This is a genomic window from Gardnerella vaginalis (assembly GCF_001546485.1).
Lineage (GTDB): Bacteria > Actinomycetota > Actinomycetes > Actinomycetales > Bifidobacteriaceae > Bifidobacterium > Bifidobacterium vaginale_D.
Map to the genome: position 1 here is coordinate 1 of NZ_KQ956846.1, position 11,298 is coordinate 11,298.

Genomic DNA, 11,298 nt, shown 5'->3' on the forward strand with positions numbered 1-11,298 from the left:
AACATTAATCAAAACTCATAGACGATACGCAAGAATAACGAAAAAATGCTGTAAAGCGCGAAAAATCGCGCAATACAGCATTCATTAAGCCGACTTTAACCTTGACTCAGCTTTCGTCTGGCACAATAGACACAATCTTAGGAGCCTTCACAATCACCTTGCGCGGAGCCTTACCGCCCAAGCGATCAGCTACAGCTTCTAGCGCAAGCTTTTCAAGCTCAGAAGCGTCAATATTTGGATCAACTTCAAGCTTTGCTCGAACCTTGCCCTTGATTTGCACAACGGCAGTAACAGTATCCTCACCAACGTAGCGAGCATCTGCAACAGGCCAATCTGCGTGAGCAATAGACTTGTTATGCCCAAGCTTGCTCCACATTTCTTCGCAAATATGAGGCGCAATTGGAGCCAACATAAGCACCAGTGGCTCAACAGCTGCGCGAGGCACGTGAGGAAGAGAAGTTAAGTGGTTGTTCAACACAATCAGCTTAGCGATTGCAGTATTTGGACGCATTGCTTCCATTTCCACAGTCACTTCTGCAATTGTGTTGTTAAGAAGCTTCAACGTCCTCTCGTCGAGCGCGTCGTCTGTGACCACACAAGCTCCGGTTTCTTCATTCACAACGTTACGCCACAAGCGCTGCAAGAATCGCATGCCGCCAACAACATTACGCGTATTCCATGGACGGGACTCAGAAAGCGGCCCCATGCTCATTTCGTACAGGCGGAACGTGTCTGCACCATAGTTTTCGTACATGTAGTCTGGAGTCACAATATTCTTTAGACTCTTGCCCATTTTGCCGAACTCGCGGTTCACGCTCTCGCCATGCCATGTAAAGGTTGGCTCGCCAGCGCCGTTTGCAGCACCTTCTTCAACCTCATCAGCAGGAACGTACTGTCCGCGCTCATCCGTGTAAGCGTAAGCCTGAATCATACCCTGGTTAAACAGGCGGTGGAATGGTTCAGCAGAATCCACGTAACCCAAATCGTAAAGCGCCTTATGCCAGAAGCGCGAGTAAAGCAAGTGCAAAACTGCGTGCTCCACACCGCCAACATAAAGGTCAACGCCGCCAGAAACATGCTCTTTGCCGGGACGGTTCGTGCCCATCCAGTAGTCATATTCGTCGCTGTCAACCATATGCTCAGCGTCGTTTGGATCCAAGTAGCGCATGTAATACCAGCAAGAACCAGCCCAGTTTGGCATAGTGTTGGTATCGCGATAGTAGGTTTTTACGCCGTCGCCAAGGTCGAGCTGAACTTTTACCCAATCATCGTTTCGGCTCAATGGTGCTTCAGGCTCCGAATTTGCGTCGTCTGGAGCGTAAGTCTTTGGCTGATAATCAGGAACGTCCGGCAAAGCAATTGGAAGCTCACTATCTGGAACTAAATGAGCGACACCATCCTCGTCGTAGACGATTGGGAATGGCTCGCCCCAGTAGCGCTGGCGAGAGAACAGCCAGTCGCGAAGTCGGTAAGAAACCCTACCTTTTCCTACGCCTGCAGCTTCAAGCCACGTCGTTACCTTTTTAATAGCTTCGTCCACGCGCAAACCGTTAATAGACAACGCATCACCAAGCTTATGCGTATGCTCTACTGCTGAATTAATAACGATTCCGTCGTGAGAAACGAATGGAGCTTCACCTTCGTAATCCGCCAACTTTTCGCCAGAATCAGCAAGCGGCTCAACAGTGTAGATTACTGGCAAACCGAAGGCCTTTGCGAAATCGTAGTCGCGCTGGTCGCCGCCAGGAACTGCCATAATTGCGCCCGTACCGTAGCCCATAAGCACGTAGTCTGCAGTAAAGAGTGGAAGTTTTGCTCCAGTTACAGGATTAATTGCATAAAGACCAGTAAACAAGCCGGTTTTTGCTCCTGCATCTTCCGTGCGATCTTTAGCAGTTTTTGCGCGAGCTTGAGCTTGATACTCTGCTAAGCCTTCTTTAAGGCTTGCGTAGCCGCCCTTCCAGCTTTCCGGAACGTCTGCACCCCAAGCTTCTGGCACATGCTCAAGAATTGGGTGATCCACAGAAACAACCGCAAAAGTAGTACCAAAAAGCGTGTCTGGACGAGTCGTATACACTTCCAAATCGCGAGTTTCGCCGTCCGCACATGGCACTTCAAAATGCACAGAAGCGCCGTGAGATTCGCCAATCCAGTTTCGCTGCATAAGCTTAACTTTTTCAGGCCAATCAATAGTGTTCAAATCTTCTACCAAGCGGTGTCCGTAAGCGGTAATTCGCATGGACCACTGGCGGAGGTTGCGCTGGAATACTGGGAAGTTTCCGCGCTCAGACTTACCTTCTGCAGTAACTTCCTCGTTTGCAAGCACAGTTCCCAATCCTGGGCACCAATTTACAGGAGATTTAGAAATATAAGCAATGCGGAAATCGTTTAATACATCCGCTTGCTCTACCTTGTTAAGCTCTTCCCACTTTTTGCCTGCAAAACCAGGAATTTCGCGCTTGCCGCTCTTAAATTCGTCAACTAACTCAGCAATCGGACGAGCAGAACCTTTACCGCCATCTTTGCGCACAAAATCAGGGTTGTACCAAGCATCATAAAGCTTCGAGAAAATCCATTGCGTCCAACGCACATAATTTGTGTCAATCGTTGCAAAAGACCTACGATCATCAAAGCTCAAGCCCATGCGGTGCAATTGCCTGCGCATATTAGCAATATTTGCTTCAGTAGTAATGCGCGGATGCTGACCAGTTTGCACAGCATACTGTTCTGCTGGCAAACCAAAAGCGTCGTAACCCATTGCGTGAAGAACATTCTCACCCTTCATGCGATGGTAACGGCTTACAACATCCGTTGCCAAGTATCCAAGAGGATGTCCAACGTGCAAGCCCTTACCGGAAGGATATGGGAACATGTCCATTGCAAAGAAAGAAGGACGACCATCAGCAAGCTTGCCTTCGCCATCCTTCAAATCGCCCTTAACATTAGCAGCCCAGAACGTGCCTTGCTCGTCCCAGGTTTTTTGCCAGCGCTGCTCGATATCTTGTGCGAGCTGCGCATTGTAACGAAAAGCTGGCTCAGCAATAGTAGCTTTGTTGTCAGCTGTTGCATACTGTTGATCGTTGTCGTTCATACCCTAGGACTATAGCGTCTCACATCGTCATTACGCAACACTTTTTACAAGTTTTATGAAGAAAACATGCACTTTTGTGTAAGTTTTCCCAATAAGTGCACAAAATTACGTTATGCTACTCATTTTATGTAATAAGTCGTTAGAATAGTGATTACAGTTTATTAGTAAATAAATATTAAAAAATCAGATAAAAATTACTTAAAACTATAAATATTAAAGGGGATGCGCTTTGAAAGTATCAAAAAATACATTGCTACTTATTGCTTGCTTAGTTTGGAGCGCTGCAGGATTTAATATTCTTCGCATCGGATTCATTGCATACCCATCCTACCTATCACCAATAAATTACGCTTTGTCACTGCTAGTTTTTGCGATATTTCAATTCCTCATTTTTGGCAAACTTGTTAAAAAACATACTCAACGAATCCACAATTATGAGGAAGAAAAACAGTTTTTCCTTAAATTCTTTGACGTAAAATCCTTTATCATTATGGCTTTTATGATGACTGGCGGCATTGCTTTGCGCGCAAGCAATATAGCTCCCGAACAGTTTATTGCAGTGTTTTACACAGGATTAGGCGCTGCACTATTTTGCGCAGGACTGCTTTTTGGATATCAATTTGCTAAAGCTGTATGCCCAGCACTACAAAACACTCATACTATGCAATAGCGCTCACAAATACCTGCATCACCTGCAACACCGGCAATATTTCCAAGGAATATTTAACTCGCACTCTATGTAAGGAAGTTACTATGAACCATGCTATGAAGCATTATATTAATACGTCTTTGTTGTATGCTGTCCTCGCCATGATTGGCGGCGTCTTTTATCGTGAATTTACAAAATTTAACGCTTTCCACGCAAAAACTGTGCTTGCCGTAGTTCACACACACTACTTTATGCTGGGCATGGTTGTTTTTCTGTTACTCATACTCGTTGAGAAAAACTTCAGTTTTAGTAACGAAAAGACTACACGAATCTTAATAACGTATCATATTGGACTCAACCTCACAGCGGTAATGATGGTTACTCGCGGCATTACACAAGTGCTACGTCTCCATCTCAGTCCGTCTATAGATTTTGCCATCACCGGTTTAGCAGGAATCGGGCACATCCTACTTGGCGTAAGTATTGTACTCATTTTATTGCAAATTAAACACAGCATCACTCATTGTGCTCAGACTTCAGTAAAATAGTGATTTTGCAAACAATAAATTACCCACGAATTATTACGCATGCAACTCTCCAACATGTGTAATACTCATATCGCACGTGCTACAACGTTAAGAAGGTTGCTATGAATAATAATGTGTACACAAAAAGCAGATCATACGCACCAGATCGTTTTTTTGAATGCGAAGGCAAAGGCTTGCAATGGATGCAAGAAGCTCACGCACATGGCGGCCCACGCGTAGCGAAAGTATTTGAATGGGGAAATGATTACCTCAATATCGAACGTATTAACACTACTTCTCCTACACCGTTAGCAGCATTTGAATTTGGCGCTGCACTCGCCCACATGCACGATTATGGAGCACAATATTTTGGAGAAGCTCCAGCAGATTACGATGGCACTTGCTACTTTGGTCCGCTTACGGATCCGGTTCCAATGCCGACTGGCACATGGCATAGTGTTATTGATTACCTTGCGGACGGACGATTGCGCCCTATGGTTGAGCTTGGGATTGCTCGCAGAGAGCTTACTAAAAGCGATTTAGATCTTACCAACGAAGTTATTGATGCACTGCCTGATTTATTAGGAAAAGCTGCAGAAGATAAGCCTGCTCGAGTTCACGGAGACTTGTGGAGCGGAAACGTTTTGTGGACAAAAAGTGACGACAGCAAGCATACTGAAGCTGTTCTTATAGATCCAGCTGCACACGGTGGACATCGTGAAGAAGATTTAGCTATGCTGCACTTATTTGGCATAAGTTACTTTAAGCAGATTATAGACGGATACCAATCTGTGCACCCACTTAAATCAGGTTTTGAGCAGCGCATGACTGTTTGGCAACTGTACCCTATTGCTGGTCATTGCGTATTCTTTGGTGGAGGATACGTAGAAGAATATCGCGATATGTGTCAAAACTTGCTACACTGTTAACAAACAAACAGCAAGTAGCAACAATACGTTACTGTCAATAAACAGTAGCGTAATTTATACGACAATAATCTGCAATTAACCTATAGACTTCATCGTAACCATTACGAAAGGCCATTATTATTATGATTCGTTTGCGCAAGCATGCTTGGCATCGCACTTTTATTGTGCTAACAGCATTAGTTTCGATGCTACTTGTTACTAGTTCTTGTGGTGCGAAGCCACAAGCTACTCCTACACCAACAAGTCCAGCGCGCATTCATCATGGCAATGTTGTTATTTTCACACCTGCTGACGGATTAGCATTAACACGCCACAAACCATTAAGCACGTGGGATCAGCTAGTTCCAGAATTAGTAAAAAGCCTAAAAAGCAAAGGTTTTACTGACAATGCTATTGTTACTAAAACTTCTTCAAGTCTTGAAGATCAAAGTCAAGACGTGCAAGATTATGTAGTAAATTTGCTCACACCCCTACACTTACAACAAGAGAAGATTACAGGTAACACAAAAAAGACCAATAGTAGCAAACAAAAGATTGACACCACAAGCACAACAGCCACAAATACAACTATAAAAAAGCGACTGCAAGCAACAACACTGGTAATCGCTCCGTGGGCTAACAAAAATGGCAATAATAATTATGGCGATTACGTATCATCACCTACTGCAAACACAGCGCAACAAGTTGCAGCACCAACAGACTCAACGCAGTCACAAGATTCTCAATCACAAGACAATCAACATACGCTTCGAGCGGAACAGCGTTTAGCTTCAGCACTTCGTCTTGCTCAAAAAACTGGCATACACGTAGTTATGCTTTCTCACTATATTCAAGGTTCTCAGCCTGACGTGCTTTTCCACCTCTCTGATGCCAGCAGCATTGGAGAAACACAAGCAGCAACTTTAGTACAAAAGCTTGCTCTTGACCGCGCTACACGAGAAAATCCTCGCTATATTGAAGTGCTTTTACCATGCCACAACCAAAAGAATATCAATACACACGCTAACAATATGAGTGAAAACAATGACCAAGCACCTTTGGATGCTGATAACATGTCGGATACTACAGGCAGCGACACAGCAAATCTCAAAGATGATTTCGCACAACAAGCATTCGCTGGAATTTGGAAAGTGTTACGACCATATTTTGCTTCTGGCGTATTGCGAAGCACGTCTGGAAAATTACACGCTCATAGCACAGAAAAAGATTGGGTTAACGTAGCTTTTGATGCTGATGCTGCAGACGCAGTAAAAACAGAATTAAAGAATCGCATTACACGCAACACGCATTTACTAACACCTTCACCACTTCATGTTGATGGCATTATTGCGCTCGACGATCAGATTGCATGGCAAACTGCGCAAGCTTTGCAAGATTTCGGCTACGAAGGTAGTGCCGCAGATATCAACCCGTCATTTACACTGCCGGATGTTATAGGTAGTTTTATTGGTAAACGTAATCTTATTAAACGACCAGTTCCTGCTCCACGCAGCACTCAGGATCACATGGCAAAAGATGTGCAAGAGCAACAGCAACCTAAAGAGTATGATGCAGCACAAGCGAAAAAATGGCCAGCAATAACTGGTTACGGCGCGTACAAGAATATTATGCCGAATATTGTAAACGGCAAACAGTGGATGACAACTATTGAGCACAGAGCGCAAATAGTTCACGATATTGTCGCTACATGCGATTCGCTTAACCGTACTGGCAAGCTCGCACCAAAAATCACCACAACGTCAACAACATTGGCAGCTGGAATTAGCGTACCTACTGTTCGCGAGCAACTGCTGGCAGTAAGCGCTACAAACTTAAAAGCTCGTTTAATTGATCCAGGCTATATTTCCTTAGCTGACGCGGGTTTGTAAGCATCTCCCTACCGTTTACGTGGAGCGTATATCACATGCTCAATAAGATCGTGGTAACGCTCCGCAACAGCTTGGCGACGCGCTTTTAAGCTTGGCGTAATTAAACCGTTTGCTTGCGTAAACTCATCCGAAACGATTTCAAACTTGCGAATAGACTCAGCGCGCGAAACCAAAGCATTAGCTCTAGTAACAGCACGCTCAACTTCTGCGCGCACAATACTATTGCGCGAAGCTTCCTGCAACGAACGCACTTGGCAGGCGCCACGAGAAGCAAGCCAAGTATTTACTTCTGTTATATCAAGCGCAATAATAGCTGCAATAAACGGCTTTCTGTCTCCAATTACTACCGCTTGAGCAATAATTGGAGAAGACATTAAAGAAGCCTCTAAAGCATTTGGCGATAAGTTCTTACCACCAGCAGTAATAATAAGATCTTTCTTTCTGCCGGTAATACGCACAAAACCGTCGGCATCTAAGGAACCAAAATCACCCGTATGCAACCACCCGTTAACAATTTGTTGACGAGTAAGCTCAGGATTATTATGATACCCTTTGCATACTGCAGGGCTTTTAATACATAATTCACCATCATTGGCAATCGCCACCGACACACCTTTTACCGGCAAACCAACAGTACCAATACGATAACCTGTTGTAGGATTCACCATCGAAGGCGCACATGTTTCCGTCATACCGTAACCTTCAAGCAACGGTAAACCAATCCCATTAAAGAAATGCGCAATCGAAAGATCGAGCGGAGCTCCGCCAGAAATAGCATATGAAACAGCGCCACCAAAAACTTGTAATAATGGCTTATATACCAGCTTTTTACATATTGCATGACTCAGCGCTAACATTGGCGGAACCATTGCTTCAGATTGTTGCGCGTACGACCATTGACGAGCAACGTTTGCAGCATAAGCAAAAATAAAGCCCTTCATGCCTCTACCGGCTTTCTGTGAAGCTGCATTGTAAATTTTTTCAAAAATACGCGGAACACCCAAAATAAACGTTGGCTTAAAAGTTTGAAAATCGTTAAGAACTGTTTTTAAATTACTTGTTAAACCAAGCGTAATATTTCCAGCAAAACAGAATAATTGCATAAACCTCGCAAAAACGTGTGCTAATGGCAAAAACAGTAACAAGCGAGGGTTACCTTTTAAAGCAATATCTGGCATAGAAATAACACCCGATTGAGCAATAAAAGCAAAATTACTGTGTGTAAGTTCAATACCCTTTGGCTCGCCAGTTGAACCTGAAGTATACACAATTGTGGCAATGTCACTACCTCGAACAGCATGCATGCGCTCGTAAAATTCCGCATCAGTGACCGCTTTACCATACTCGATGCATGCATCAAGCGCACCACGATTCATAACATGCACATCGCGAAGCGTATCGCACTCAGCTTGCACTGCCTCTATTTTCGGCAACATGTCAGAAGACTCAACAAACATGGAAACAACTTGAGAATCTTGCACAATATGTTGTATCTGCAACGATGAGCTTGTTTCATAAATAGGCACTGCGAGCGCACCAATAGACATAATTGCCATATCAAGCACAGTCCACTGCCATGAAGTATGAGCAATAATCGACACAGCATCACCTGGCATAACTCCACGCGCAATAAAACCCTTAGCAACAGCGATAACTGTATCTCGAAAATCTTGAGCCGTGTACGACTGCCAAACACCGTTATTATCAACATATTCAACCAAGGAACCGTTAGCATTGCGCGCCACACGATTTTCTAACAGAGAAAACACGTTAACATCAATATCGATAGCATCATCAAGTGGACGAGAGTACTCTTGCATATGCGCTCCTCTGTGTTTGCCGCATTATCGTATATCTTTACTATACGCGATTCACAATAATCAGCCTATGCTCATATCTACAAGATTGTCGTAAATTTTATTCATTATTCTACAAACATTCCGTGTTTCACTTGATTTTTTCTCCAGCGCACAAAACATACTCATATTGTGTTCCATTCAGGTTGCCGGCTTCAAAACAATGTGACGGCGCACTGTTTGAGCAGCAGGATTTACATAAACACGATTTTTCTTCTTTAAACCCCATTGCACACATCGTTTACCACAATGATCAGAACCACCTTCAACATGCCCAAATTTCTGACCTTTCTTTACTCCTACTCCAACAGTAAGCTTCGTGACTGCAGGCTCAAATGTAGAAGTCAACTCACCATGTCGAATACTCACTACTGACTTTCCAGCAACTTTTCCAGCAAAACTAATAACGCCATCTGCTGGCGCAAATAAAGCAGTACCAGTTGTTGCCGCTAAATCAACACCGCGATGCCCTGCTAACCAAGGTTTAGGCGGTGGACTAAATGCTTTCACAATACGTGCAGGCTTTACTGGCCACTGCATAACAGAACGACAAGTATCTGCGCTAGAAGCACTTTTAACAAGAGCACACTTATAACAACATGCACTTGCTGATTTTGTAATATAATATCTCAACTGTTGATTGCGCCGTAACACTTCAGATTGCGACAAGAGTGCAGTAAGTAGCACAGCTAGTGCTACAAAAATTCCCAAACTAGCAAAGAAACGACAGAATAGTCCATAAGTATTTCGCCTTTTGCTACTCTGTTGTAACCACCGCTTCATTGCCATCCTAACATGCGAATATTTATTATTGAACATATGCATGCGTACTCCTATGCACCATTTAACGGAATTTACCTTTGATATAAGTGTTCCAAGTCAAGTACAAAAAACATAGGATTTTATTGCATTGTGGATAAAACATACGTGTCAACCAACTCACCGCGACACGCCAAAACACGCCGTATTTGCATCTTAAGAAATTCCGTGTAATATATATGTCTTGTGCGCGGCACACAGTCAAGCACAAGATATTCCTGCGTAGCTCAGTTGGCAGAGCGTTCGACTGTTAATCGAATGGTCGCTGGTTCAAGCCCAGCCGCAGGAGCCATAAAGCCACTGGTTATCCAGTGGCTTTTTGCGTTACAAGCTAGCATAGTAGCGTAACTCAACGTGCTATGTCTGCCATGCTCCTGTGCATGGATAACATAAACACTTTGGCGTATTATATAAACAGTTGTATTGAGCATATAACAATATTGAGTAATTATCGATAAACAGAGGAAGCATATGATTCAACGTATCTTTGCTAATGTTGACCAGAACAGAAAGCGGAAGCTTATTGTTCTGGTTGTAGGCATTGTTGTACTCGCTTTAGCACTTACCACTTTGGGAACATTCTGGTATATAAAGCAAACTGAGCGCACCAAAGCAGCACGCAAGCAGTGTGAGATTAAAGTCGCACAAGTGATGCAAGCAAATAATTTATGGAAGCAGCTCATAGCCAACAAAGTAATATTGGGTCTTACTAAAGATAACTCTTCTGATGCTAAAAAACTTGCACGTGTTATTAGTGAAAAAGTTCCAGATTATGTAGCATGCACAGCAAATTCTCCAGAAGAACTTGGCAGTCAAAGTGCACAAGCACTAGCTTCATATGATTGGTACTTAAATAGAGCAGAAAAAGTACGAACTTTGTCTGTCGCCTTGCTCAATAAAAAGAAAGATAAAGATAAGGACAACAACAAAGATACCAGCAAAGAAGAAGAAAAAACAAAAGAAGAAACACAAGAGGTTCAGCAAGCCACTAACAACGTAATTCGTAAGTCGAGCGTTGTTCCACAAAGACGACAAAACGCTCCGGGCAATGCAAAACCAGGCGAAGGAAAAGGCAAGAAGCCTGACGCCAAGAAGCCAGATGCCAAGAAGCCAGACGCCAAGAAGCCAGATGCCAAGAAACCTGACGCCAAGAAACCAGATGCCAAGAAACCTAACGATACGGACAATAAAACTAACAACACTGATAAGAAAGGAAAATCTGGCGAACAGGGAGAATCTAAACCGTCAGTAGGTCAGCAGGATCCACTAGATATTATCGACAAAAATTCTCCTTCACCAAGTGAACCTACTAAGCCTGGAGAAACTCCTCCGCCAAGCAATCCTTCTAAGCCAGGAAACTCTAATTCCGATTCATTTGTTGACGGAGTTGGACCTGTAACGAAGATTATTACAGGTAAATAAATCGTAACCCTTACACTCTTCTGTAGTATCGATTAATGCTCAAGCAAAAAGCTCTCGCAGGTACATACTTGCGAGAGCTTTTGCATATTAGCAATACCCTATTGGGGGTTATTTCCCAAAAAGGGTGTAAAGCTAAG

8 protein-coding genes and 1 tRNA gene are annotated in these 11,298 nt (G+C 43.6%); 6 read left to right on the forward strand and 3 right to left on the reverse strand.

The window, feature by feature from the left end:
* Window positions 1–106: 106 nt before the first annotated feature.
* A complete protein-coding gene (leuS, locus tag HMPREF3208_RS01860) occupies window positions 107–3,091 on the reverse strand; it encodes a leucine--tRNA ligase (protein WP_064346962.1) in 2,985 nt (994 codons plus the stop codon).
* A 229-nt stretch (window positions 3,092–3,320) separates the two neighbouring features.
* Between leuS and HMPREF3208_RS01865 the strand changes: the two genes are divergently transcribed.
* The 4 genes from HMPREF3208_RS01865 to HMPREF3208_RS01880 all read left to right on the forward strand — a co-directional run bounded on the left by HMPREF3208_RS01865 (window position 3,321) and on the right by HMPREF3208_RS01880 (window position 7,064).
* Entirely contained in the window at window positions 3,321–3,761 is a 441-nt protein-coding gene (locus HMPREF3208_RS01865; RefSeq protein ID WP_064346964.1) for a hypothetical protein, read from the forward strand.
* 83 nt (window positions 3,762–3,844) lie between these two features.
* A complete protein-coding gene (locus HMPREF3208_RS01870; RefSeq protein WP_016636932.1) occupies window positions 3,845–4,288 on the forward strand; it encodes a DUF2871 domain-containing protein in 444 nt (147 codons plus the stop codon).
* A gap of 101 nt (window positions 4,289–4,389) precedes the next feature.
* Entirely contained in the window at window positions 4,390–5,196 is an 807-nt protein-coding gene (locus tag HMPREF3208_RS01875) for a fructosamine kinase family protein (RefSeq protein ID WP_016636931.1), read from the forward strand.
* A gap of 122 nt (window positions 5,197–5,318) precedes the next feature.
* Window positions 5,319–7,064, forward strand: a complete 1,746-nt coding sequence (locus HMPREF3208_RS01880; RefSeq protein WP_064346966.1) for a substrate-binding domain-containing protein — start codon at window positions 5,319–5,321, stop codon at window positions 7,062–7,064.
* 8 nt (window positions 7,065–7,072) lie between these two features.
* Here the strand turns inward: HMPREF3208_RS01880 and HMPREF3208_RS01885 are convergent, their stop codons facing one another.
* Both HMPREF3208_RS01885 and HMPREF3208_RS06980 read right to left on the reverse strand, forming a co-directional pair.
* Window positions 7,073–8,884, reverse strand: coding sequence for an AMP-dependent synthetase/ligase (locus HMPREF3208_RS01885; protein ID WP_064346968.1), 1,812 nt, complete (start codon window positions 8,882–8,884; stop codon window positions 7,073–7,075).
* A 177-nt stretch (window positions 8,885–9,061) separates the two neighbouring features.
* Window positions 9,062–9,460: a M23 family metallopeptidase gene (locus HMPREF3208_RS06980; protein WP_032814068.1), complete on the reverse strand. Its 399-nt coding sequence runs from the start codon at window positions 9,458–9,460 to the stop codon at window positions 9,062–9,064.
* A gap of 495 nt (window positions 9,461–9,955) precedes the next feature.
* Here HMPREF3208_RS06980 and HMPREF3208_RS01895 point away from each other — a divergent pair.
* Window positions 9,956–10,031, forward strand: a tRNA-Asn gene (locus HMPREF3208_RS01895).
* A 179-nt stretch (window positions 10,032–10,210) separates the two neighbouring features.
* Window positions 10,211–11,161 (forward strand): hypothetical protein, encoded by a 951-nt coding sequence (locus HMPREF3208_RS01900; protein WP_064346970.1) that lies wholly within the window; start codon window positions 10,211–10,213, stop codon window positions 11,159–11,161.
* The last annotated feature ends 137 nt before the right edge of the window (window positions 11,162–11,298 follow it).

Coding starts and splice junctions, on each gene's coding strand:
- HMPREF3208_RS01870 (WP_016636932.1), top strand. CDS start 3,845: ATGAACCATGCTATGAAGCATTATATTAATACGTCTTTGTTGTATGCT.
- HMPREF3208_RS01885 (WP_064346968.1), bottom strand. CDS start 8,884: ATGCAAGAGTACTCTCGTCCACTTGATGATGCTATCGATATTGATGTT.
- HMPREF3208_RS01880 (WP_064346966.1), top strand. CDS start 5,319: ATGATTCGTTTGCGCAAGCATGCTTGGCATCGCACTTTTATTGTGCTA.
- HMPREF3208_RS01875 (WP_016636931.1), top strand. CDS start 4,390: ATGAATAATAATGTGTACACAAAAAGCAGATCATACGCACCAGATCGT.
- leuS (WP_064346962.1), bottom strand. CDS start 3,091: ATGAACGACAACGATCAACAGTATGCAACAGCTGACAACAAAGCTACT.
- HMPREF3208_RS06980 (WP_032814068.1), bottom strand. CDS start 9,460: ATGCAGTGGCCAGTAAAGCCTGCACGTATTGTGAAAGCATTTAGTCCA.
- HMPREF3208_RS01900 (WP_064346970.1), top strand. CDS start 10,211: ATGATTCAACGTATCTTTGCTAATGTTGACCAGAACAGAAAGCGGAAG.